This is a genomic window from Thermoactinomyces sp. DSM 45892 (genome assembly GCF_900107305.1).
Taxonomy (GTDB): domain Bacteria; phylum Bacillota; class Bacilli; order Thermoactinomycetales; family Thermoactinomycetaceae; genus Baia.
On the sequence record NZ_FNPL01000001.1, the window covers coordinates 63,038 to 88,718 of the forward strand.

At 36.6% G+C, this 25,681-nt stretch carries 27 protein-coding genes; 12 read left to right on the top strand and 15 right to left on the bottom strand.

Annotated features, from left to right (window positions below; all coding sequences use genetic code 11):
• Positions 1-33: 33 nt before the first annotated feature.
• The 11 genes from BLU58_RS00290 to BLU58_RS00335 all read right to left on the bottom strand — a co-directional run bounded on the left by BLU58_RS00290 (position 34) and on the right by BLU58_RS00335 (position 7,800).
• Positions 34-1,152, bottom strand: a complete 1,119-nt coding sequence (locus BLU58_RS00290; protein WP_093290238.1) for a hypothetical protein — start codon at positions 1,150-1,152, stop codon at positions 34-36.
• A gap of 139 nt (positions 1,153-1,291) precedes the next feature.
• On the bottom strand, positions 1,292-1,678 hold the full coding sequence (locus BLU58_RS00295) for a hypothetical protein (RefSeq protein WP_093290239.1): 387 nt from the start codon (positions 1,676-1,678) through the stop codon (positions 1,292-1,294).
• 310 nt (positions 1,679-1,988) lie between these two features.
• Entirely contained in the window at positions 1,989-2,972 is a 984-nt protein-coding gene (locus BLU58_RS00300; RefSeq protein WP_093290240.1) for a phage lytic cycle repressor MrpR family protein, read from the bottom strand.
• A gap of 438 nt (positions 2,973-3,410) precedes the next feature.
• Positions 3,411-3,743 carry a hypothetical protein gene (locus tag BLU58_RS00305; protein WP_176786417.1) on the bottom strand — a complete coding sequence of 111 codons (333 nt, stop codon included), beginning with the start codon at positions 3,741-3,743 and terminating at the stop codon, positions 3,411-3,413.
• A gap of 124 nt (positions 3,744-3,867) precedes the next feature.
• Positions 3,868-4,224 carry a hypothetical protein gene (locus tag BLU58_RS00310; RefSeq protein ID WP_093290242.1) on the bottom strand — a complete coding sequence of 119 codons (357 nt, stop codon included), beginning with the start codon at positions 4,222-4,224 and terminating at the stop codon, positions 3,868-3,870.
• A 410-nt stretch (positions 4,225-4,634) separates the two neighbouring features.
• Positions 4,635-4,760 (bottom strand): hypothetical protein, encoded by a 126-nt coding sequence (locus BLU58_RS16675; RefSeq protein WP_255404502.1) that lies wholly within the window; start codon positions 4,758-4,760, stop codon positions 4,635-4,637.
• A gap of 142 nt (positions 4,761-4,902) precedes the next feature.
• Positions 4,903-5,574, bottom strand: a complete 672-nt coding sequence (locus tag BLU58_RS00315) for a hypothetical protein (protein WP_093290243.1) — start codon at positions 5,572-5,574, stop codon at positions 4,903-4,905.
• An 88-nt stretch (positions 5,575-5,662) separates the two neighbouring features.
• Positions 5,663-5,857 (bottom strand): hypothetical protein, encoded by a 195-nt coding sequence (locus tag BLU58_RS00320; protein WP_093290244.1) that lies wholly within the window; start codon positions 5,855-5,857, stop codon positions 5,663-5,665.
• Between the two features lie 146 nt (positions 5,858-6,003).
• Positions 6,004-6,624, bottom strand: a complete 621-nt coding sequence (locus BLU58_RS00325) for a hypothetical protein (RefSeq protein ID WP_093290245.1) — start codon at positions 6,622-6,624, stop codon at positions 6,004-6,006.
• A 195-nt stretch (positions 6,625-6,819) separates the two neighbouring features.
• The gene (locus tag BLU58_RS00330; protein WP_093290246.1) at positions 6,820-7,128 is read right to left on the bottom strand and encodes a hypothetical protein; all 309 of its coding nucleotides are present in this window, start codon (positions 7,126-7,128) and stop codon (positions 6,820-6,822) included.
• 96 nt (positions 7,129-7,224) lie between these two features.
• A complete protein-coding gene (locus BLU58_RS00335; RefSeq protein ID WP_093290247.1) occupies positions 7,225-7,800 on the bottom strand; it encodes a DUF3846 domain-containing protein in 576 nt (191 codons plus the stop codon).
• Between the two features lie 863 nt (positions 7,801-8,663).
• On the opposite strand from BLU58_RS00335, the gene BLU58_RS00340 reads away from it, so the two are divergent.
• Positions 8,664-9,059, top strand: coding sequence for a hypothetical protein (locus BLU58_RS00340; protein ID WP_093290248.1), 396 nt, complete (start codon positions 8,664-8,666; stop codon positions 9,057-9,059).
• A gap of 3 nt (positions 9,060-9,062) precedes the next feature.
• Entirely contained in the window at positions 9,063-9,623 is a 561-nt protein-coding gene (locus BLU58_RS00345; RefSeq protein WP_093290249.1) for an antirestriction protein ArdA, read from the top strand.
• Between the two features lie 738 nt (positions 9,624-10,361).
• On the opposite strand, the gene BLU58_RS00350 is transcribed toward BLU58_RS00345, so the two are convergent.
• Together BLU58_RS00350 and BLU58_RS00355 are read right to left on the bottom strand one after the other, a co-directional pair.
• A complete protein-coding gene (locus tag BLU58_RS00350; protein ID WP_093290250.1) occupies positions 10,362-10,982 on the bottom strand; it encodes a YknW family membrane protein in 621 nt (206 codons plus the stop codon).
• A gap of 426 nt (positions 10,983-11,408) precedes the next feature.
• A complete protein-coding gene (locus tag BLU58_RS00355) occupies positions 11,409-12,341 on the bottom strand; it encodes a TolB family protein (RefSeq protein WP_093290251.1) in 933 nt (310 codons plus the stop codon).
• Between the two features lie 875 nt (positions 12,342-13,216).
• Here BLU58_RS00355 and BLU58_RS00365 point away from each other — a divergent pair.
• The gene (locus tag BLU58_RS00365) at positions 13,217-13,495 is read left to right on the top strand and encodes a hypothetical protein (RefSeq protein ID WP_093290253.1); all 279 of its coding nucleotides are present in this window, start codon (positions 13,217-13,219) and stop codon (positions 13,493-13,495) included.
• 26 nt (positions 13,496-13,521) lie between these two features.
• On the opposite strand, the gene BLU58_RS00370 is transcribed toward BLU58_RS00365, so the two are convergent.
• Entirely contained in the window at positions 13,522-14,592 is a 1,071-nt protein-coding gene (locus tag BLU58_RS00370; protein ID WP_093290254.1) for a hypothetical protein, read from the bottom strand.
• 159 nt (positions 14,593-14,751) lie between these two features.
• Entirely contained in the window at positions 14,752-15,771 is a 1,020-nt protein-coding gene (locus BLU58_RS00375) for a tyrosine-type recombinase/integrase (RefSeq protein WP_093290255.1), read from the bottom strand.
• A 271-nt stretch (positions 15,772-16,042) separates the two neighbouring features.
• Here BLU58_RS00375 and BLU58_RS00380 point away from each other — a divergent pair, with 271 nt between their 5' ends.
• The 9 genes from BLU58_RS00380 (at position 16,043) to BLU58_RS00420 (ending at position 25,678) form a co-directional block, all read left to right on the top strand.
• Positions 16,043-18,268, top strand: coding sequence for an AAA family ATPase (locus BLU58_RS00380; protein ID WP_093290256.1), 2,226 nt, complete (start codon positions 16,043-16,045; stop codon positions 18,266-18,268).
• A 67-nt stretch (positions 18,269-18,335) separates the two neighbouring features.
• Positions 18,336-18,698, top strand: a complete 363-nt coding sequence (locus tag BLU58_RS00385) for a hypothetical protein (protein WP_093290257.1) — start codon at positions 18,336-18,338, stop codon at positions 18,696-18,698.
• Positions 18,699-18,782: 84 nt separating this feature from the next.
• Complete coding sequence (locus tag BLU58_RS00390; protein ID WP_143123649.1) at positions 18,783-19,121, top strand: C97 family peptidase; 339 nt, start codon at positions 18,783-18,785, stop codon at positions 19,119-19,121.
• Positions 19,122-19,426: 305 nt separating this feature from the next.
• Positions 19,427-19,723 carry an HU family DNA-binding protein gene (locus tag BLU58_RS00400; RefSeq protein ID WP_093290260.1) on the top strand — a complete coding sequence of 99 codons (297 nt, stop codon included), beginning with the start codon at positions 19,427-19,429 and terminating at the stop codon, positions 19,721-19,723.
• 266 nt (positions 19,724-19,989) lie between these two features.
• Positions 19,990-21,465 (top strand): DUF2828 family protein, encoded by a 1,476-nt coding sequence (locus tag BLU58_RS00405; RefSeq protein WP_176786418.1) that lies wholly within the window; start codon positions 19,990-19,992, stop codon positions 21,463-21,465.
• Between the two features lie 46 nt (positions 21,466-21,511).
• Positions 21,512-21,682 carry a YonK family protein gene (locus BLU58_RS16225; protein ID WP_176786419.1) on the top strand — a complete coding sequence of 57 codons (171 nt, stop codon included), beginning with the start codon at positions 21,512-21,514 and terminating at the stop codon, positions 21,680-21,682.
• Between the two features lie 53 nt (positions 21,683-21,735).
• Entirely contained in the window at positions 21,736-23,010 is a 1,275-nt protein-coding gene (locus BLU58_RS00410; protein WP_093290262.1) for a metallophosphoesterase, read from the top strand.
• A 14-nt stretch (positions 23,011-23,024) separates the two neighbouring features.
• Entirely contained in the window at positions 23,025-23,978 is a 954-nt protein-coding gene (locus tag BLU58_RS00415) for a hypothetical protein (RefSeq protein WP_093290263.1), read from the top strand.
• Positions 23,978-25,678, top strand: coding sequence for a terminase large subunit domain-containing protein (locus tag BLU58_RS00420; RefSeq protein WP_093290264.1), 1,701 nt, complete (start codon positions 23,978-23,980; stop codon positions 25,676-25,678). Before BLU58_RS00415 ends, BLU58_RS00420 begins: the two co-directional genes overlap by 1 nt.
• Positions 25,679-25,681 lie beyond the last annotated feature (3 nt).

A 25,681-nucleotide genomic window follows, 5' to 3' on the forward strand; every position in this document is an offset into this window, starting at 1 on the left:
TCTCCTTTTCTAATAGTTACTTAATGATGTCGATTAAAAAGGCAATTCCAATTCATCATCTAAGTCATGTTTCGCCTTAAACGGGTTTGATCTACTGCTACTTCTACCACCTAATTCTTCTACCAGCTTGTCCTCTCCAAAAAGTACATCCTTCACGAAATCTTCTTCCTGATACACTTTTTTGTCCCATGCTCGAACACCTTCTATCTGTAATTCGCTTATGTATGACTTAGAGGACCAAGAACGTGCATGGTTCGGTTTTGCTCGCCCTCCTAAAGCTAACAACAAATCCTCTTCCTCACGAAAATCTTCTTGGATAATAACTCGATTCACTATATTACCGTCAATTTTTATTACATCACCAAAATGAAACTTTTTTTGGAGGTTTGATGCCAATCGGTACATTGTTTCATCTATGCCACCTTTACCATCTGAAAAATCGAGGGCAAATTCACTATCAGCAAAGTTTGTTCTTTTATCAATCATACGCCCTGTCACATAAGCTTTTGAATTATCTCTATCTAACTCTACTCCAATGAACACCATTGCTTGTTCAAAAAATGAAAGTTCTTTGAATTCATTTGAATCAAATTCTATGTCTTCTTTCTGTTTTGTAATTCTTTTGATCCAAAAGTTTCTACTTCTTTTTTTTTCACCATTTCTACTTTCATATTCGCTATAGTTGATTTCACCCTCTATTAGAACAGAGTCGCCATTTTTGAAACAATCATGTATGTATTTAGAAGCAGTATATCTTGGCATCCCTTCCTTAACGATTCTTCCCGTTTCTTCATCACTCACAAAAATCTTAGTTTGGAGAACTTCATATCCATCTGCTTCTAGTTTCTTCTTATTCTTAATCCACTCGCCATAGGCAACCATCTCTCCTTTGTATTTAACCTTTTTTACTTTAGCTTCATTTGCCAATTTTTGATTCCATAGATGTACTTCTTTTGGTTGATAATCATGCATTTCAATTAGGATCTCATTGGTTTCAGAAGTCTTTACTCCAAAACGTAATTTTCGATACGTCTCTCCTTTTCGTTTCCCTTGCGCAGATACTTCTTCGTTAAAAGCCCCTTGTCGATCTAATCTAGTTAATTTACCCATTAACTTAAATTCATTTTTAGTTTGCTTCAATTCATTTGCCATCAATACACCACCAGTTATTATATAATTAATTTTATGTACATAATCTAAAAATTTATGGAAAGAGTATAATTAGCTCTTTCCATAAAGAATGATTTTCATGCTTTTATTATATCATTATTTTTATGTGCCAGTCAAACACCTACAGTATGTACTTTAAAATGCTAAAATTCTTGTTCTTCTTAAAATTTTCAAAGATACACTCAAGTGTAATCTTGCCATTATTGAGAGATTGTTTAATTAAGGATATATCAGTCACTTCAAATTGCAATAGAAACGTTGCTTCAAAAGCTATAGAAATTCCTTTGTTGTTACAGAGCTTTAAAAACTCTTCAAGCGTTATACTAGAGCTCGATATTCTATACTCCCTGTAATCCATTAAATCCTCAATAGCATGCATATTGGTTCCGTAGTAGTTTCTGTAAAAATATTCACGTTCTCCGCTTGTTTTTAGTAATAGAAGCGCAATTGATGGTAAACATAAGTCATTGATAAGATTTTCCCAATCATCATTTGCTTTAATTAACATGAGATTCTCCTTCACATAAAAATAGTATGAGATTCTCTCGTACATTTTTTCACTATAACAATGAACATTCATTCATTATAAATCTACTTCCAATTAATTATATACCTTTTTTTTGCAGTCAACAAACATTAACATATAATTTTTACTTATTATAATAGATTACACACTGTGATCGGTTAAAAAGAATTATCTCAGGATTGTTATTAGATTTAGAACATTCCCCAAAGATATCTAAATGTCTCCAGACCAAAAGATACTATTGTGATCACAATAGTATCTTTTGGTCTGGAGACATTTTAAAAATGCAAATTTATTTAGGATAGATTTTTCGTATATTATCCATTGTTAAAAAGCCCTTTAAGTTATGGTATGATGTTAAGTTAAAACGATCGGCAACAATTTTAAGATCGTTCAGAGTAAGTTCCTTGGCATCTCCAATAATCTGATTTGCGTAACGCATCATACCAGAACGCTGAATCAGCTTCGGCTTTATATTATCAATACTCATTTTCCTCATAACACTGTCTATCCTTTTATATATATTTTGTATTTCCAGTGGCGAATTTTTAAAATTGGAGTTACTATTAAGAGCCACACTTCTAACAACATATGTATTATCTACCAAATCCTCAATAGATCCGTCTCTTGTCTTATAACTCTTTTGAATACGTGCGCCCATAATTAGTTCAATAGTACGCTCATCCACTTTCAGAGTCCGTTCTTTAAATCTCACAGGCAAACCTTTATCATCAGTTACAAGGCTATTAATTAATTGTACTGTATGATTATGAATATCAACATCGTCAATTTTTAAATTCCGTATCTCGCTCATTTCCTTTCCTCCGACTCCTTCAAAGAGCAGGCGAAATATAACAGCATCTTGATAATTGTCACATTGGTCCTCAATTCTTCGCAACTGGCCCTCTGCTAGATAAACTTCTTGATTGACCACATACTTCATAAAATCATCGGGTTTTAACTGTTCCAATAGATTGCTAGTAGCCAATCCTTTTTGAACACACCATTTCAAGTAACCTGAAATTACACGTCCATATGATACAATAGTATTGCGATTATTCGATTTAAAACTATATAAAACCTTTTCTATTTCTTCAAATGTAAACTGATTAAGATCTTTGTTCAACATTCGTTCCAATGCAGATGCAATTAACAATACCCTAGTATAATATTTTACTGTGTCTTGATTTGAAGATAAACTATCAAAAAATAGATGCTTTATCTCTTCATTATATAAGGAACCATTCTTTCCACCCGTAACATCTCTTGACTTCATTCAACAACCCACTCCCACTATCATTTATCTCAATGAAGTACCGAAAAATAATTAAATAAACTGAATTCATCCTACTGTAATATCTTGAGGTTTTATTTAATCTCCCACTCTTAAATCGTTTATCTCATCGTCTGTATTCCCTAAGTACAGAAAAATAATTACATAAACTGAATATATGACAAGAAAAGTTTAATGTCAAACCACAATCCAAATCTATGTAAAATATTTCTAATATCAGCCTCCATTCGTTTATCAGAAAGTTAATTTATACACTTCAGGAAAATCAGGTTTCTAATATATTCATATAGCATAATTTCTCTAACCATTTAACTATATAAAACAGCACCTCCAACTGTTGGGTTTCATTTCATGTCCAACAATTGGGGTGCTGTTTATTAACAAATAGAAAGTTTTTCGTCCAATCCAATTATACAAGAGCTATTTCAACATCTCTTCCAACATACGCTCTGCATCATCAATTCTATCAAATACATCATCTAAATCATCATAGTCGCGATCGCTCAGAATTTCGGTTACTTCATCTAGATCACAATACCTCTCCTCTATTTTCTCTCTTCTGGATTCGGAAAGTTCATCCATATACTCATTCAGTTCCGAAGAAAATGACTCTACTTCATTGGATACATCATTTATACATTCTTCCAATACACCCGAGATAATCTCTTGCTTCAATTGGTCAGTATCCCAAGACTGTATATCAAGCTCTTGCAATTCTTCATCCAATTCATCCACTTTGGTCAATACTTTCAAGAATACTAGGCTTCTTCTCATTTAACTCTTTTCTTGCTTCTTCCATAGATACAAGTATATCTGTCAATCTTTCTTTCTGTTCTGTACGGTTCAAGTTGTATTCTCCTTTTGACGTACTTATTATTTATGCCTTGACCTTGTCTGTGATATGGCAAATTTCCTCTTCAAGCGTAGACTTAAGGATGCCTCTAGTTCTTGCAAACAGAGTGACCCCTCTCCGCATTTTGAAATCTAGCTTGTCCCATATATCGGAGTCTTCCATCTGTTTCAAGCCTGCATTCAATTCCTCTACCTTACCATTAAAACCATTCTTGATGGAAACTTTTCCAAAAAAAGTTTGAATCTGATCATCATCCAAATAGTTGATAAGCTCAGCAAAGCATTTATATGATTCTGTATATTGAGCCAGAGCTTCATCACTAGTTCTTTCTTCAACCAATTCCTTACAAATATCTAGCAACTTAATCAAATCTGTTTTCATTATAAAAACTCCTCTTCGTATTTGTAGGTAGCCGTTTTCATAATACATTTATGTCGTGCAACGATTACTGATGAACTACCCCTTTTAAACATATTAACTTTTTCGAACAACATTTTGATAGATATTTCTCAATTTTTCTTTTTCGTGGAGTACCACCTAAATATACGTTGCATCCCGAGCAATGGTATAAATACCCCTCTCCTTGATATAAGGTTGTCTTGGTGCCCGAAATGCCAAGCCTTCGCAATTCACTTTCAAAATAAACTTCTCCATCTCTAAACGGCTTCTGCAACATAAAACATGCGTAATGAACTAACCCATGATATACGGTATCTAATATTTCCTCATCAGACCCGTAAACAAGAAGCTTTTTAGAGATGTCAATCTTTACTGGGATGCGGTTAACAACATCACAGTGAAAAACTCCCTAATACTTTTTTAATTCTGCCGTTACTCACGATCGGGATCATGAGCTTCAGCTTGTACTCTTTTTCAAAAAAGGCATTAGCGATCCTAACAATCTCCTCTTCTGTCAACATGGCATCTCCCTTTGAAAAAACATAATAAAAGTAACCTTTTATCCACTTTGGAATATGTAGGGGGCTACTAGGTTGACTCCCTACAAGAGCTTGTACACTTTCAATCAGAGTAACCTTATTGGGGTTGTCAGTAGGAATGTCAATTATTTTCTAGAAACGGTTTATGATGCTTTTCTTCTAAAGCTTTCCGTGCCGCAGTAGCATCCTCTATAGTATCATAATAACCTGCTCGGTATGTTTTTCCGTTGATCGTGAGGTAAGCGGTGTACTTTATACTACCGTTTGGCAACTCCATCCTACCAACGCCTTTTACCCCCGTTGAGTTGTTGCTTCCAACTTTTCTTTTAAGAGAAGGCACATGTGCGCCCGCTTTATTATTTTTCTCCCGATAATTTTGCATTGAAATTTGAACGTTTGATTTTCTTAAACAGCCACATGACTTGACATGTTCTCTTTTCAAGTCAAATGAGTGTACATCCTTTTGTTCCCCACAATCACATTGACATCTCCACAACGTATTGGATTTTCTCTCGATAGTCACAAGCAAACCGAAACGATCTCCTGCGTGTACATCATTGACCACGTTTCGGTTTCGCACACTCTCTACCTGTAAACATCCACACGATCTAGTTTCTCCGTTAGCGAGGCTACTCCCGCGTATAGCTTTCGTATTCCCACAGGTACATTTACAATGCCAGTAGCGACTGCGATTTTTCACTCCTGCATCTTCTATGACAGTTAGTCTGCCAAATACTTTACCTGTTAAATCTTTTTGAGGTTTAGATGATTTGTTTAGGTCTTTAGGTGACATATACTCCAACTCCTCTCTCATGTTGCACATCATTTCTTTTTGGTAGCCCCCCACCACATACAATGATGAGGGACTACTTTCATTTCAATCATTCGATTTCGACGTATTTCCCTATAATGGATAGGGCTTGGTTATAACTATCGCTATTTTCCACCTCCTCTATCATGGAGACGACTTGCTCGTCCATGTTTGCTTCTCTCAATGCTCGGCGGGCAATCACCATCAGGTTATAAATGTTCCCGTCTTGCCCGAGTAATCGTACTGTTGGCTTATCTGTATTCATTTTTGAATCCCTCCTTTATATTGAATATTCCATAATTTATAGCTATCCTTGAGGGCTCCACTCCTAAAATCACACATCTTATTTCACATTCGATTCACCTACTTGTTCCTATTGCATTATAACCGCAACAACACAAATCTTTAATGCTAGACTGCTATTGTTGTAAATCTAGGCAAGCCGCTTCTTCTTAAGGCCTCCTCACTTGCATGACATCGAATTGTGATACTATTTTCATCCATTTCTCGAAGTGTAATTACAGTAAATCTTTCATTTAATGCCTTTTTATACATATCATCTATCTTTCGATATGCTTCTCTTCGTCGAGATGCTAATTCATGGTTCACATCAAAATTATCAATTAGGTCATACTTATCCCGTTCCCTGTAGACATCGTAGCCATAGAACTCATCCAGCACTTCAACAGAATCAAACTGGCAATTTACAACTTCATTGATCCATTCTGTAATGCTTGCTTTTGTATAATCCAATTTATAGATTTTATCAAAGTTCCTCTCTACTTCATGGCACTGTTTAAGACCTTCAACAACATCACCAATCTTATATAAGTGTGGTACAGATAAAGCCCTTGCTTGATCTTTTATCTCCTTATAACTATTTTTCTTGTAACGAGGAGTTGCACTTAATTCCACATAATATGCAATCCCGTCCAGATTAGAAAATGCAGTACGAATTCGGTAGTTTCTCAAATCTCCTACCACTTCAGATGAAAATGGGTTTCCAACACCTTCAAAGTATAAGATTCTCATTTGTCACAGCTCCTTTTATTAAAATGTCATTTCTTAAGAGGGTCATGTACACGTTGTTTTGTACCATGACTCTATCATCCGACCATTCTTGTTCGTAATCTCATATTTTGCCTCACCTCCCTATGTAGTAAATGCGACCGAACACTGCTATTCTTCTAAAGCTCTTCCAGAGTGCAACTGTATAAAAATGCTCTTTTATTCATCTCTTCGTATCAATTCGCCTTCATATGATACATCTTCCAGACGTTCAAACTGTTTGATCTGAAAGTAAATACTTTTATCCTTAAAGCCTTGTTTGCCATAATGTTTTTGTATGTGTTCCGACAAAACACGGTATTTCTCAGGGATTTTTGTGTATAGAGAAAGTTTTTTGTCTAACTCGCCTTCCACATCTGTTAGCACTATCTGTTGCGAACCTATAACAACGTACTGTTCTTTGCTCCAGTCAAGAAAAGATGCAGAATCATAAAACGTAACATCATAATCAACTAGAAACTTTGGCATATGTTAGTCCCCCTCTGGATACATCTGCTTTTTTAATCATCTTTGTTCCTGTGTGCATTTCATCGCCATTTAAATCATTTTTTGAAGAGAGAGGAGTTAGTCCCTCTCATATAAATCGATCCCTTCTTCATCTTCATCTTTGAATAAAATATATAAACTGCTTGGACGGTTTGGATTTGATATAAAAGCACCTAAATCTGGAAAGAGTTTAAAAGGATTCCCCTCTATAAATAGACTTTCATAACTTTCAGAGTCAAAACTCTCAACCCTTATTGACATATAGTCCTCCAAGTTTATACTTTCGGCTCTCTCTCGTGTTACTGGAACCACAGTGTATTTTAGATTACGCAAAACATCATGCGCTTCCTCATCAGTTAACGAAATGCTTCTCCCTTCGTCGTCATGCTTACAGATAATTAGCGTTCCAGCTAGAACATCCTTTCCCATAAGCAATTCTCCCCGATGCTTTTTAAAAGACACTAACCAACAGTTTGGGTCAAGACTATCAAGTTTCCCTTCTTCATTGATCCAGAGATCGTACCCGTTGGGTAACTCAACTACTTCTACAAGCCCTTCTACTGTTTCTTGCAGAAATTTCAAACCCACTTCCTCACGGTCTAGCTCAACAACTTGATACTCTTCGAACGGATTTTTGATTATCACTTTACCCATAACAACAACCCCGATCTATATAATAATATACAACTTATTTTATGTACTTGTTTAGTATATTAAACTCTCAATCAACTATTGTCAATATGTTTGTATAAATATTTTTATTCTAACTATTGATAGGGACACGGAACAATAGGGGGAGACTGTTTTCGATGAACACTACTTATCCATTTTTTGATTCAGTTTTGGGCGTATTAGATGATATAACTGCAAATATTCGATCTTACATGACATCTATCCTAATACAGATAAGACTATCCATCATTCCGATCTATTCAATTATCAATCTTCCATAGCCTTGGTAATGTGAGAAAGATAGAATAAAAAAACATGTATAGAATAAGCCCTATACATGTTTTTATTTAATAATCCACCCCTCTACAAATTAACGACATTTGAATGATGCAAATTAATATTGCGGCATCACACTAGCTATTAATAGATAGGTTGACTTATTTCATGAAACACCTAGACATTGACCGTCATAATCACTAAGCACACCAGCATTATCCCTTTTCATCTTCTACTACCAATTTCCTTTGTCAACTCCACACTTTATTGACTCTCTCGAATTTACTACCATCTCTCTTTTTGAACACATAATAGACTTAGCAACTTTTACAGAAACCTGTTAATTATATTAATTATAGATTTCCTACATTTAACCTATGCGGTTATACATGTTTCAAACTCATGGGACCCACGAATATATGAGATTATTCAATATTCAATTTAATTATATAAAATAGTTAATTTCTTTATATAAATATATTGACAAGAGAAATTAGAGAGTCTAACATAATAATTAAAGTACATAAAATAAATCGTATATCTAAATGTACTATTTGGAGGGAAGAAAAATGAACCGTGATAGGTCCTATATTGAGATTTTTAAGGATGTTGAGTATTTTCATCCTGACAATGGATGCGGTTATTACTACTGTGAAATATCAAAGAAGATCAAGCAAGACTCTTCTAAATGGTTAGTGTATACAGATAGTAAAGTTCAGCGCTTAAACAAAAGTGAATTAGAAGCATTTCACTTGCCTGTTAGGATCGAGCAATGGAGCCTATCCGAAGATAAAAAGCATCTTGTTTATAGCCGTTTGGAAAACATGGAGGGTTTCGAGACCGAACCGACAAGAGACAGAACCCTGTATCTAGCTACGTATTTGTTGTATTTGTCCCGAGTCACTTATTTTAGTACCAACGATTACAAAGATCTGCTAAACAATCAACCTATAGAGGAGAAATGATATATGGATACAGATATCAATATCTACATTGCCAATTTAGGAAAATACAGCGAGGGGGAACTGGTCGGCGAATGGGTAGAGCTACCAGTTGATGACAATTTTCAAGAAGTGTTTTGTAAAATCGGTTTAGGCTATCTGGATGATAGTGGAGATTACCACCATGGATTAGAGGTAAACGGCGTTTGTTATGAAGAGTTTGCAATACATGATTATGAAGCACCCTTTAGAATCGAAGAGTACGAGAGTATATATAAGCTTAACGACATTGCCGAAAAGTTGGACGAGCTGGAAGAGGAAGAAAAGAAGGTTGCTATTATCCTAATGGATGATATTGGTCTTACGATAGATCAAGCTGTTGACGATGTTAAGGACTACAATTATCGATTGTGGAATGAGGATAGCATGAGTGACATTGCTTGTGCATGGCATGAAGAGTGTGGAAGCTTTGATGACAACAATCCTTTATCTTGGTATATTGATTGGGAGAGAGTCGGACGAGATATGGAGATGGATGGGACGTTCATTGAAATTGAAAGTGGTTTGTGGCTGGAATATTTCAACTAGCTTAAAATAATGACAATTATATCTAAGTTAAAAGGTGTCCTATGGATGCCTTTTAACTGTGTATATAGTAGTTATATAGATTGGGTTATATTGGTGGTGGTGACAATGTTGGTGACTTACAGTTTTTGGAACTTGTTATATTAAATAGATCGTGTGTGTCTCCTTGTTGTGAAACAGCTAGTAACAATATCCAAACTATGGAAATCAACAAATACCCCTTTGACCGTCACCCGTCTCATTCACTCCAAAACTCCCCCTCCCCTATACCCTCCTTTCGATCTCATTTATTCCTAAGTACCCTATAATGTACGTTATAGGGGTACTTTTTGACCTTTTCAAATGACCGATTCGGCAGAGGACAGGGGAGCTGTACCACTCCCACACCCTATTATCAAATCGAGGTCTCAGATCTAAAAATCATTTTTCTATTATCCTATAAATGGTAATTAACCTCTTAATCGCACGTTTTCTCGCACGAGAAAGCATTCTCTATTGAGACATTTGTGACGCACTTATTTGATCTAATATATTATCTATTGCTTAATTTTTACGATCATAACTCCCTTTATAGACATACTTCTTTCGTGCGAATCTATCTATTTTTCTGGATTATCTATTTAAACTCCCCTCTATCAACATACTTACAGAGAGCTATTCTGTGCCTTTCACAACATGAAAAAAAGCAAGGATCTCTATTATTGGAGTATCCCTTGCTTTTTTATTTATATAGACTACACACTACAATGTACTAACTAATCCTGTACAAACAGCCGATATCATCCAAAATAGAATGGCAATGATCCATGACTTCTTAGGCGATAGATTGGTTAAGGTCGCTAGACCCATTGCAAAGAGAGTGGTAAACCATATTTCGAATAGATCAACACAGCTTAGAACCCCTGCCCAGAAGCCCTTAACAGGGAGCATACTGGCAAAACTGGTATAGTGTACCTCTGGATTAGTTCGGAATAGAAACGTAAGTAAAAGGCTCCCTATTAGACCCAATAGCGAAATAAACCAGAGATTCATATTTAGCGAGAATGAATGCTTAAATGAGATGTTTCCACCAAATAGCTTGACGATCCCTTGCGTAATCCATGACATGATCATGATTGATAAGACAATGAACACATACATAATCATGAAAACGAATAAGGCCAACACTCCAACGAGTGCGATATGCACTCCAGAATTGCCTGCAAATGTGAAGAATGAAGGCTCATCTAGAAAAACGTATACCACCATAGTCAGAAGAGACAATACTGTTAATGGAATCCAAGCAATAGCGGGGTTGCTCTTCATCGCCTCAAATTGTTCTTTCGGTTTTGTGATAAGTCCGATTAAAGATGGTTTTTTCAAGTATATTCCTCAATTTCTCTGTTTTATATGTAAAGGTTGCCTACGTCGATTAGGCAACTCGAAAGCTGTTATCTCATTGTCTGGCGAACGATCTCCTCAACCAAGTCCTTCGAATGAGACACAGGTTTAGATGTTTTCTGTATGATAAAATCCCCACTGCTGAAATACGATAGCAATTTCTCTAACAAATTCATAAAAATTCCTCCGAAATGTTGTAATAAGCCTTTCCACGATAAACAATACGATCTAAATATTGCATGATAGCCACAACCTCCTTATTTGTTTGATGTGCTTACGTCTTATAGATTCCCTTTTTAATATAAAGGAAACTTTTTAGTATATTAAATGTATTATGATAGTTGCTCTTCGATTCCCATAAGGAAAGGGACCTCCGAATGTATCAAGGAAGGTCCCCTCTATATGTGGCTATTTGATCCAGCGAAGTGGCTCTATTCCCTTTTGATTCGGCTTATCAATCTTTTGAATATGGGTTCCGTCTGCATTCATGGTGTAAAAAGGTGTGGATTGAAAAGAATTTCTCATATCGGAGAACAAGATACCTGATCCATCATTGGACCATAAGGGACAATAGGCAAATTCATCAAAGTCTTTCGTTAGATTCTGCTCAATTCCATCTAGTAGACTTTTCATATAGATATCCGATTGGGTGTCTCCATTTTCTGAGAAGCTTCTGGCAAACACAATCTTACTTCCATCAGGTGAAAGGGATGGACTTGTATCATCTTGCCCCATTAGGATATCCCTTGGTTCACTAGAACCATCGGTTTTCAACAAATTGAAATGTCTAGTTGAGGTCTCCCCTTGTCCGAGCCAAGTTGCGTACAGTACTTGAGATCCATCAAAATTACTCGTTGCGTCTGATTCATTGTCTAGAGTATGAGTGAGTCTGCGTTCTCCTGTTCCATCAGTGTTGATGAGAAAGACATCATCTGAGTGAGTGTCATCGCAGAAGCGAATAAATACGATCTTTTTTCCGTTCCCTGAATACTTAGCAAAGAGCCCTTTTGTCAAGACCTTTGGTCTTGTTCCATTCGTGTTCGATAGAATGATATTGTTATTTTCAAAAGGCGATACATATTGATTCTGTAATACCTTTTTCCCATCTGGAGATACGTCCCATATCCGATCTAACTTAGGACTGAGTGTGCGTCCTCCACTCCCATCAGGATTAGCTACATTGAGAAAATAGCGAAAGATCGGCTCGTGATTCACCGTTCCATCTTGGATCATGTGCGAGTAATAGACTTTTCCATCTCCAGTAGGCGGTGAAGCAAATGTATTGGCAGGAGCCAAAATGAGCAAGCAATTAATGATACAGATTGTCAAAATTCGTTTCATATAGACCTCCAATGTTGTCGAATGATAGATCCATTATATCATATTATTATGAATAGAAAAATTTAAATACAGAATGAAATATAGTCATTTTGCGAACCCCTCTTCCTTGCTTTCGGATAAGGAGATACCATTTCCATCTCCAATTTAACATCTAAATGTGGCATGAAGCTGGAACTACATAATTATCTCCCTTCACTTGGCTAAACCTCTCTTCAACAGATTGCATAAGGGATTCTATAAGAAAAGCTCATTTCATCACGCTCCCTATCTTATACACATTCTCAGATATTATTAAATATTAACATAAATATATTCAGATATATAATGATATGATAATTTTTATTATAAATATTTATTGATTTTTTAGTTATATTTATCGTAATATAGTGACTATAAACAAAAAGGGGAGTGGGTGGTTGACGACCAAGATTGGCAGTGAGTGTTTACTTGGTACAACTGACAGATTTTATAGAAAGGGTGAGGATAATCCGTATTCAACGAAGTCTTATGTATATGGGAATTATTCTGCTTGTCATAGTGAGCTCTTTGCATATTAGACAATATTTGAAGTTAGGATCATCTTCGGATCTACATCTCTTGTTTGTCTGTTACTATCTTGTTATATTACTATCACTCACTACACTTTATATCGAAAGTAAATACAAGCATTTGCTAGTATATCTAATGCCAATTCCTCCATCATTTTTATTTCTGGGATTAATGGACCCACATGGTCTATATCCCATGATCAGTGTAGCGGCTATGTGGCTTATCGCATTTGTAGTTCACATGATTTGGTTGATGGTTTGCTTTTTTACAAAGGAAAATATAGAAAAGCGGTCGAGAAATCTAAGTTAGTATGGGAGTTATTTATAGTGAAAATTCAAAAGTGGCTCTATAGAATAGGGCTTGCTGTCATGGCTATAGGTTTCATGGCGGGTCTATTATTAGCAAACGTATCTGTTGTGACACCAAGTCAAGTATTCCCAGAATTGGGTCCCACAACAAAATCCACGTTTGTATGGTCTATAGCCCTTATGTGGTGGATCGGATCAGCCGTGGGTGGAGGGATTTTGCTAGGGTTATCCCAAATGATCGAAAACCAACTTGCTCAAACCGACGAGTTACGAAAAAGTCGAAGCCGATCCTTCTAGGGGTCGGCTTATTCTATTTCACTGTTTTAATCGAATTCAGTGTACTTAGGTTGGATATGGTTTGTTAAATCATAAAAAATCAATAACATCTCCCACATGGGTACATAGTCTTCTAACACTTTCAGTTGCACAATATATTTATTGTCCGATTTGTTTTTTCGCATCTGTCTTTTTGTTGCCAAGGTTAACGAATGCTTTGCATATTGCTCTTTAAAAACCTCAAACATGTTATCACGGTCAATCTGGCTTAGTCTATGCTTAGTATATAACTCCTCCAAATCACCAAAATGTAATTCTGGAACCTGTATGACACAACCGTGTGATTCATAATAGTATTTGATACCCATTCCCATCAACAACTCATCATACTCCTTCTTAAAGGCATTAACGGCAGGATGAAAATGCTTGAAAGATAGATCTGTTAGAGAAACTCCATGCTTCAAACATAATTCTTTTCTTAAGTTTGAAATCTCTTGAACCTCAAGATTAGATAGAGCTCTATGCTCTTCGTCCTCTAACTGACAAGCATACATTTCTTTACGGTAAAGGATGATATTCTCCTCAGAAAGCCTAGTAAAAACAGAAGTTAACCCCCGTCTTAAGCGATTCAGCTCAGTTAAAACAAAATGACGTAAAACCACAATATCATCCTCAGTAAAAGCACTATGATATTTTTCCTTCAGCTTCCCAATATGTTCAATCATGGTTAGATCATTGTTTGAAGCACTGATTATCTCTATATTCACAAAACCTATTTGAGTCAACCATTGATTCAACGACATTGATATGAACTTATCCCTGCAATATGTAAAAAAGTAATCCAAAACTAGATTATATAATGCATCGTTGTAAGGTACTACAGTTCCATTATTTCGGCGTTGATCCCTTCGCTCCACAACACTCTCAAATGGCTCCTCTAAAACAAACACCTTATTACGTCCACGTTTTTCTTCCTTAACAACACCATAATATTGCTTCATCGATTTCAGAAGACAATCATTGCTTTCCTTTCTCCATTTACGACCGTTAGCAATACAGTTTCTTTGTGCTTTCGTTCCAAACCGTTCTACAGCCTCTTTCAGCATTAATACCAACATGGTTTCAGTCCTGTTCTGTTCAATAGGTACGTAAGATCAGTTTTAAAATAATATATATATATTTTATAATTGATTTTACGTACCTATTATTTAAGTAATGAAATCATCCATCATATTTTTTTATACAATCTACAGTCAAAATAGGTTTATCTCTTCCCTTTACAAATCAAGCGTATCCAGAGATTGCAGTAATTTAATCTGGGTACTCCTATCTGCTTGTTTTACTAAATTCAACAACTGCTCATGTGATAAATCATCAAATCTTTCAATGGGTATATGATTATTCACATCGACGATAACTAAATCGTCAAGTGATTTCTTCGCCATATAATCATTTAGAGTGGTCGTAATAGAGGCATGATTCCCCTGTTGTTGCATGGCTTTCAAGTCATAGTTCGTTATCACAGCAACTTCATTAATACTTGATTTTTTAAACGAATGGAAGGCGATCTTCCTGTCTTGGAAGTCCATATTATCTCTTAGATAGCTGATTAACCTATTCACACTTTTATTAGTAAGTCGAAAAATTTTTTCTCCACCTACCAATTCTTTTTGCTTCATCAACGCATCATGAAGATCAGATGAGATTTTTTTGTAATCCCATTTGTTCCCTTTGCCAAGAGTCCTTAAGAACCATACCCCATCACGTTCGATTAAACTGTCCCAAGTCAAATTCAGGATAGAGTCTTTTCGAAATGCAGTAGCATATGCCACTCGAATTAACAGCCCCTTTTCAAATCCCTTACGTGTTGTACCAACTAATTTGATAGCTTCTATGATTTCTAAATGTGTCATAGGATCATAGGATACCTTGTCATGTTCAGCATATCGTTCCACTTCAAACCATGATGGTTTCACATCAAAACCGTACTCTGCTAATTTCTTATAGCATTTTTTCAGAGCGGAGAGACGAGAATTGACTGTTGCAGTTTTATATCGTTGTCGGAGCTGTACCTGATAAGACTCAATCTGCATTTTCGTGAATACCAAATCCCCTTCTACTAGATCATCTACTGCCTTGCGACACATTGTCATGAAAAAATCTCTTATCGCAACCTCATAGGAAGTCCTTGTATGAATACTATTTTGCTCAATTCTCTCTAAAAATGTTTTAATACATTCCCATATGCTACTTCCAGTACTGCCATTTAACTGTAGTAAGTTATTTTGAAAGCTCATAAGATCACCACTCCCTATACTCTTTATATTATACGATTATTTTTATGTACTTATAAAGACCCAATTGAATCTTCTACATTAAGTTTAAAGATATTTCCTTCAATGAAAACTCAACCTCATACGCCGTTAAACCATTGTTAAAACAGGATCACTTACATAAAAATAGACTTTCACAAAACTAAAATCTAAACTAACTATCAGATTTAACATAATAGCCTCGTTTGACAAGTACATAAAAATAATCATATAATATTAATATAGAGGTGACGATATGTCGAATAGAATCATAGTAATACCAAATAAAAAACTGTATTTCGATGAAAAAAACTATTATGGCATCTTTGCTTGCCAAGTTCATTCGAGGTCTGCTAACAAGATCACCCTAAACAAATATGGAACGATTAGTATTAAAGGCACTATGCCCCAACTTAAACTAGGTGAGAAATACTGCGTTTCACTAAAAGAAGATCCAAATGGTAAGTATCAAGGAAGTTACATTGTATTGAATCTCACGCAACTACTCCCTCAATCCAAAGAAGAACAGAAACTATTTTTTAAGTCATTCCTCCCTTCTGCTCAACTGAATCATATTTTTGAGATTTACAATGGGGAAGATATTATTTCGCTAATCAAAGAAGATAAATTTGACTATCGTAAGATCAAAGGGATGGAGAAAAAGGCTTTTGAAACAATCTATACAAAAGTAAATGAGATACTAACCATAAATGAAATATCTACATTTATTCATCGGAACGGGATTCCATATCATTTAGTAGCCGATATATTTAAAAAATATACAAACACTGAGACTGTCATTGATCTAATTGAGAATAATCCGTACTTGCTAACTGGAGTGATTGGTTTCCCCAAGGCAGACGAAATTGCAAAATCTATGGGGCATAGCTTAACAAGTCCCTTAAGAATTGAAGCCTGCATTAAGTACGTGATCCAAGAAGAAAGTGTCAAAGGTCATACTTGGATTGACTATGATACACTACTTAATCGTTGTGCAACATATTTGTCCATTGATCGATCTTATATAGATACCTTGCTGACGGAAGGGACACCAGATATCGTCAAAAAGAGAAATCGATATACCTTGCGAGAGTTTTATAAGCAAGAAGAGTTAATAGCCATGAAAATGAACCAAATCAAGACTCAATCCAAACAGATTTTTACTCCAAAAGAAATAGACGCATTCTTGGACAATTATTGTACAAGCCATCGAATCATACTTGATCACCATCAACGCAAATTCTTCCATGACTGGAACAACAACAATATTCTGTTCTTAATTGGAGGAGGAGGGATGGGAAAGAGCTGGATTCAACGCATCTTACTAGAGCTAGTAAAAAAGAAAAATCTTACGGTTGCCCTTCTAGCTCCTACTGGAAAAGCTAGTAAAGTGATGAGCCATTATACGGGAGAACAAGCATCCACCATACATAGAAAAATTAGAGCGAGTAAGTTCCTTGAAAAAGCTACGGGAAAGATTAAAGAAGACATCATCATCGTTGATGAGTCCAGTATGTGTGACATTTTTATTTTAGCTCAGTTATTTGACTCGATTGATAATCCAAATGTACGAATTTTGTTTGTAGGAGATGACTTTCAACTCCCCAGTATAGGAGCAGGAAACTTCTTCTATGATGCCATACATAGTCACTGTATCACCGCTTCGAAATTAGAAAAATTCTTCCGTCAAGAAGATGATGGCATTCTCAATGTAGCAACCCATGTTCGAAATGGAACCAACTTTTTAAAGGATCACTCAAAAGGTCAAATCTCTTTTGGCAATGATTGTCTATTCCATTTAGTCGATCCTCCTTACATTCAAAATCGATATTTACAACACTATAGTAAGCTTTTGGAACAATACGCCCCAGAGGATACCGTAATCCTCTCCCCTACTAAAAAAGGCATACTAGGGACAGCCATCATCAATCAAGAAATCCAGAATCTAGTTAATCCTGCAAGCCCCATGAAAAAAGAAATCGCATTTGGTAAAAGCTCTACTACTCGATTCCGTGTGGATGATTTGGTAATGAATATTGTAAATTCATATGAAATGGAAGCAATAGGTGGAGAAAAATGTGAGGTTTTGAACGGAGATACAGGAAAAATAGTCGATATTCTGAAGGATGAAAAGGTCATCATTGTAGACTTTGATGGTGTAGAGGTGAAAGTAAAGTTTAGCAATGTATTAAAGCACTTAGTTCATTCGTGGGCATTAACGATACACAAGAGCCAAGGTAGTCAGTATAAAGCTGTAATCGTCATTCTTGATGAGTCAATGGCCTACCAACTCAATGCAAATTTAATTTACACCGCTTTCTCTCGAGCCAAGAATCAATTGTTGGTTTTAGGACAAGCAAAAACGATTAACCATGGAGTCTCTAGATTTGCTAGTTTAGAAAGACGAAGTTTTTTACCTGAATTACTACATCAATTTAGTAAGCCCCATAAACATTCCGACCGTAACATTCATACCGCATAGTTCACTTTTCAATTTGATCCAATTCCAACACAACCAAAAAATCTTCTAACAAGGAGTGAACTAGAAATTGCTAACACTAACAAAAAAACTATCTCAAAAAGAAGGGATAATAGAAGAGCTTACTTTAACCAATCCAATTGTAGTAAAACATCTCATTTTTTTTCGGGATCAGGTTGATATCACATATAACCCCAGCATACTTCCAACAAGTACTATATCTACTATCGATATTGAGATGGTTGCCACCTATATGTCATTGGACCTCGCCATTGCAAAGTGTAGATTCAGCAAAAAGGAACTAACGCTATTAAACTATTTATTTAAAGGCTATTCCGTTTTTGATGTGGTCAAGAAAACTCAACTTTATCCAACTAAAACAGCGTATCGAGTATTGGGTCGAATAGTCAACCGAATTGCACAAGTAAGCTGAATATAAGGAGTGAATAAAAATATTTCCTTAATAGTGACAAAAAAGTCGCTTCAAAAGGGGTATATATATGAAGGGATTTATATCATGAAAATAATATTGCCGAACGGAGAAGTAGTTGAATTAGACCAACATTTAAACATACATGAGAAAAAAGAGATAGTGGAGAAATTGAAATGCGAATGGATTGACACTATAACAAAGGATAAGTATGCATGGTTTAACAATAACACCAAGTACTTCCTCGATTCACTTGCCAACTACTTAGTTTGGCATAAAGATAACATAGATAAATGTAAGCATGATAAAGAGGTTTTATCAAAAAAACGAGTCGATAAGCTTTCCAACTTCCGTAAAGATAGTAAAGAAATCCCCTTTTCTAATCTACCAAAGGAACAACAACAAGACTTAGGTATCGAGGTTTAAATTATGAACAGAGAAAAAAAGTTCGACTTGCTAGTAACAAATAACAAAGCCTACCAATGGTGCTACGTCGACACCGAAAATACTTTCACTTTTATGAATCACACTCTCCAAATAAGTGAAGATGTAAAAGAATATGCCGTATATAACAAAGCTAAATATACAAATGGAGCACTAAACCAATACTCTAATAAAGCCTCTATGGAAAAAATTTTAATCGTAATGAACGCGAATAACCAACTAAATTTTTATAATGAAAACTTTAATCCCATTCCATTTGAACACATTCAAGTCAAAGGAGCTTAACAGTGAATCTACAAAATCTCACGCACACTGTGTGGCAAGATGAGCGAATTCAAGAATTAGGAATTAAGAAAAAGGAAGTAGAATTGCTAATGAGTGTCTTATCAGACAAAATAGCAACTGGACTGGTAGATAAGAAGAAGATCAAAATTAAAGGTCTCTTTACTCTAGGAGTTCGTAAGGTAAAAGGTCGTAAAATCGCTCATCCACAGACCCATGAGCCTATGTACATCGATGACTACTATAGACTACATGTAAGCCCGTCAAAGAATCTGAAGGAACAGCTAAAAAAACTAGATTAATACACCCTTTAGACACACACAGCAAATCATATAAATTAGAAAATACAACTCAAAAATTACTAAGTATTCATTGGTTGTGTCTAGTCCCCTCACTCATTCGAAGTACCTCTCCCCCCTCTCTCCAAATGAGGCACATACAGCAAATCAAACTACATAGAAAACTAAAAGAAAATCCCCCTCATCTAAGACAATCCGTGCCTAGTTATATTTATCTCTATCATATCAATTTACAAAACATCTATTCCATTAGGGAAAGGGACAAACAAATGCTAAATCTTCTTCGAAATGAGTTTAATCAAGCTCAAACCGCAAATGGTGCTGTTTCATATAGAAGTACGGAGTCTACTGTGCTGGACCTTTTCTCTATGGGCGGAGCATACAGACAACGGAATGATACCGATATTAAAATGTTATTTTCCCAAGCATACGCAGAAGACAAACTATTAACCATGAAGACCCTCTTCTATCTTCGGGATATCCGTGGTGGTCAGGGTGAAAGACGATTTTTTAGATTATCGTTGGAGCATCTTGCACTACATGATCGAGATGTGCTATTAAAAAATCTCCATCTAATCCCTAAGTTCGGTCGCTGGGATGATCTATGGGGACTACTAGAAACACCATTAGGACAAGAAGTCGTTGCTATAGTGAAAAGCCAACTAAACATAGATCGATCATCTGCTATGCCAAGCTTACTTGGTAAGTGGATGCCGAGTGAAAATGCTTCTTCCCGTATAACAAAAAAATACGGAAAAATACTACGTGAATCACTTGGCTATTCTTCTAAAACTTATCGGAAGACGTTATCCGACCTTCGTAAGAGGATCGATATTGTTGAAAATAAGATGAGTTCCAAGCATTGGCATGAGGTTGAATACGACAAACTGCCTTCCAAAGCAGGATTGATTTATCGAGATGCTTTCTATCGACACGATGAAGAGCGATATCGATCCTATCTTGACAACTTAAAACAAGGGAAAACAAAAGTAAATGCTAACACCTTGTACCCTCACGAAATTGTTGGAAAAATCCTAGATAGTGAAAGATATCGTTACTGGAGTTCCTCAGATCCACTCACCCCACAGGATATTCAACTATTTGAAGCGCAATGGAGCGCACTACCTGATTTTATTGGTGAAAAGAGCGAAGACTCACTCGTCATGGCAGATTGTTCAGCCAGTATGATGGGGACCCCCTTGAATGTCGCCATCTCCTTAGCGATGTATATCGCAGAACGCAACAAAGGAGCCTTTAAGGACCACTTTATGAGTTTCTCCTCTCGCCCCAATCTAGTTAAAATCCAAGGGAATAACATCGTTAATAAAGTAACGAATATTTCTAAACACAACTTCGTGGAATCCACCAATATCGAATCAGCATTAAGCGTAATCCTCCAAACTGCTATTCGAAATAAGCTCCCCAAAACAGACATGATCAGAAAGCTATATATCATCTCGGACATGCAGTTCGATGTTGCAACGGAAGGCGCAGAAGTTCATATCTTCAGGAGCATGGAGCGCAAATTTGTAGAAGCAGGCTACGATCTACCAAATCTAGTTTTCTGGAATGTAAACGCATTTACTACGAACGTTCCATTCACGATGAATGAACAAGGCGTACAACTTGTCTCAGGCTTCTCGCCGAGTATATTGAAGCATCTCATGAATGCTAGAGAGCAAACACCTTATTCATGGATGTTAGAAGTGATTCAGTCTGAAAGATATGCGGAGGTCAGTGTGTAAAAGCACCTCCTCCTTTTTGAATCTAATGAGAATGAGGTTGAACAATATGGCTAAACGTACCAATAAATTTTCTGCAAAAGGTGAATTGGCAATAGAAGAAGGAAAGATTTATGAACTAAAGAAAGACGAGATGATTGAAGTCCCCTTCTTCAATATCTTAAAAGAGTTTGATGGTAAAACTGTCACTGTCTCCATTTCAGAAGAGATCGAGATTTAACATCGATATATCTTCTCTATTGTCCATGTCAGAGATAAAAAGGAGGATTTTCCTTGCGAAGCTTTACGAATCAAGATGGTGAAAAAATTATAGTTAGTAAAGATCACCTAGAGACAGCCGTTCGAGTAAAAAAAGAACTTCAGAAAGCCTCTCCCTCTCGAAGGTGTTCATGGAATCTACTCGCATCACTTATGCAGAAGGAAGGCTTTCCAGAAGCTGAAAACTCCGAATCGTACCGATGTCTCATCAAAGCTTATCAAAAAGAGATTGGCGAGCTTCCTGAAGTAGCCAAACACGCCGATATGGTGGCGAGTTCAAAGTTAGAATCGATTAAAGAACTCGTTGGAGAAATCCAATACGAGAAACAAGAAAATATCCAGTACTTGCGACAAATCAACAAAGGCAAACGAGAACTCATCAACTTCTCCCTTATCGCAGAACAAATACGAGATGCATTTCAAAACTACGACTTCTCCTCCCTTCAATTCAGCCATTCTCCTCCTAAATCAATCACTCAGAAGAAAATGGTTGTATGTTTGTCGGATTTGCACATTGGGGCCCAATTCGAAAATAAATTCAACTCTTACAGTTACGACATAGCGAAAAATCGATTGGAAAAATACTTACATAAGGTCGTTGAAGAATGTAACATACATAAGGTTCAAGAAGTATTAGTCGTCAACTTAGGAGATGTGATCGAGCACAGCTATATGCACAATCTCGGGTTTAATACCGAGTTCTCCATGTCAGAACAGATCGTTCGAGCTACCGATCTAATCATCAAGTTTTTGATCGGATTAAGTAGTCAGGTTCCGATCGTTAGATACGCTGGAATAGCTGGGAATCATGATCGAATCCATGAAAATAAGGATAAGAACTTAGATGGAGATCATGTTGTAAAAGCGATCAATTATTCCATCAAAGAGTTTATCGCCAATGCTCAAATCCAAAATATCCTCTATGAACAAGCAAAGGATTATGACTACTCCACTCAGATTCATGGTCGATATATCAAGTTCATTCACGGAGATCGAGATTCGATGAAGGATGAAGCATTAATCGCTCGACACTCTCTCATCGATAATATCGGATATGATCTCATTGTAATGGGGCACTATCACAATCACCGAGAAATCGAAGTAGGGATTGATAAACGAATTGCTGTCTTTGGCTCTTTGAAAGGGGTAGACGACTATGCGATGAGGATTCGAAAACTCTCGGCTCCCTCACAAGGAATCATCATCATTGATGAAACGGGCGAGATTGTTATTAAGCGAATCGAGTTAGGAACCAAATCCATACAAAACTCAATCACCATTGCAACTTAATAAGGGTGTCTAGAATGAGTAAAAAAACAACGAAGACTACGAATCTTACCAAGAAAAAATGTAAAGCTTGTAACAAAGAAAAAACCACAACCTACTTTTACAAGATAGATAGTCCACTCTTCCCTGACGGAATGATGACCATTTGCCGTGATTGTGTTCGCAAAACAGTCGATGTGGAAGATATCGAACAAGTCATACTCTTTTTAAGGCAAATCGATAAGCCTTTTATCAAAAGCTATTGGAATGAGGCATTGCAGACCAACAAACATCCATTAGGTGAATATATCCGAAAGATAAATTCCTTACATCAAATTCGAGACAAAACGTTTAAGAACAGTGACGGAATGAGCGATATGGGTAAAATTGAATTGCATACCATTCAAGAACTCGAAAATGTGAAAGGGGAAATGATTGTTTACTCCGATACTCTCATTGATAAATGGGGAATCGGATATGCAAAACATGAATATCTAAAAATGGAAAAGTTCGAGCAAGATATGCGACTCACCCATGAAATCCATACCCCCATTCATGTTGATATGCTTACACAACTAGCTTATATGTCCGTGGAACGAGATCGTTTGAGACAAGAAGGGGATTGGGGCAACTACGCTCGGCTTTCCAAAACCATTGAGGAAATGACAAAATCGGCAGGCTTCCGACCTGTAGATCGTCAAGGAACTGATGAAGCCACAGGACTTAAAAGTTTCTCACAGATTTTCGAAGAGGTTGAAAAACGTGGGTTTCGAAAACCTCCACCACTTGAATTCCGTGAAGATATCGTCGATGCTATGATCCTTTCCTTGTCCAATTACTATCATCGATTAGTGGGCAAACAGATTCTAACTGATATCCCTGAAGAGATGAAACAAGAGCTGGATGCATTTTTCGAAGAGGATCTCACCCCTGTAGACTTAGAAGCGAATGAATATGAAGAGCTGGATTTTAGCGTGGGTGATGATGCCTAATGTCTAAGTGGAAAAACTGGAGCGAATTAGAGAATGTAAAAGGAACAAATATCCGAAATCTTACCTCCATGCTCCCTGATTTTGCAGATATGTTAGCCTATTTTCAAGTCTATCCAGATCGTTTCATTGACTATATCAAAGATCCAGATAGTACATTCGAACTATACCCATTCCAACGAATCTTCTTGCGAATTATGGCTAGACATAAAAAAACGTACATTACCGCCACTCGTGGAACATCCAAATCCTTCCTCAATATCCTCTCGATGTACTTGAAGTGTATTTTCTTCCCCAATATCAAACTGTCTCTTGTTGCTCCCCAAAAAGATCAAGCTTCGCAAATCGCCCAGCAAAATATCGAAGCAATCTGGAACTTCCTTCCTATCTTAGAGAAAGAAGTGAAATCCAAAACATTTGCGAAAGACTTTACTAGGCTAAAGTTCAAAAATGGAAGCGTACTCGATATCGTAGTATGTTCGCAAGGATCTCGTGGTCTTCGTAGGCACGGACTCAGCTTCGAGGAAATTGTACAAATGGAAAAACATCGTGAGGTTATTGGAGAAGTACTACTTCCCTTGCTCGCCAACAACCGAAAAGGCGCAGATGGTAAAGTTTCCAAACATGAGATCCATAAACAGCTAACATACATCACCACCGCCTCCTCCAGACAGTCCTACGCTTGGGAACAGTTATTCGCAGTCATGTTAGATATGGCTCGTGGAAGATCCGCCTTTGTAATCGGTAACGATTTTGAACTCCCTGTCATGTTTGACCAGCTCGACCCTGACTACATCGAAGAAGTAAAAGTAGACCCTTCTATGTCCCCTCTCCAATTTGCTAGAGAATACATATCGGTCTGGACAGGCTCTAGCGAAAATAGTTTGGTTCAACTGAAGGACTTGGAGAAGTGTCGAGTATTACCGAAAGCTGAATTTGTGGCTAGTAAGGGTGATCACCAATATGTGGTCTCAGTCGATGTAGCTCGCTCGGAACGAAAAAATACTGCTACTACAGCCATTGCCATCTTCAAGCTAATCCCTCGTGGAAATGGAACCTACTTCAAACAGTTAGTCAACGTCCATACTTACAAGGGCAACATGCACTTTGAGGATCAGTCGATTTATATTAAAGAACTAGTGGATAAGTATCGTGCCTCCGCAGTCATCATTGATGGCAACGGGTTAGGTCGTGGTCTCATCGATTATCTGGTTAAAGAAGATCGATATCCTTCTTACTCGGTCGTCAACGATAACTCCTATGACAAATATAAACTTCCTAACTCCCTCCCTCTTATCTTCAATGTCATGTCCAATACCAAACAAACAAACGCTTCCGACATGCACAACAATTTTATGACCGTGATTTCGAACCATGATTTAAAGCTTCTGGTATCCGATTCTACTGTCAAAGAAAAATCTCGAGAAAAAGATTATGAGAAACTAGCCGAACAATTACTACCTCATATTGAGACAAGCTTATTTGTCGATGAAGTAATGAACCTCACTTATGTAGCCGAAGGAAACAAGACCAGAATCAAACGAGTCTCAAAACAAATGGATAAAGACCGTTATTCTGCCGTTTCTTATGGACTATGGTATATCTATCTAGAGGAAAAGAAGAATCAACAAAAAAAGCGACAAATCCTTGATGTAGCTGGGTTTCTGGCTATCAAGCAAGGAAGATACAAAGTTTGGGACTAAGGA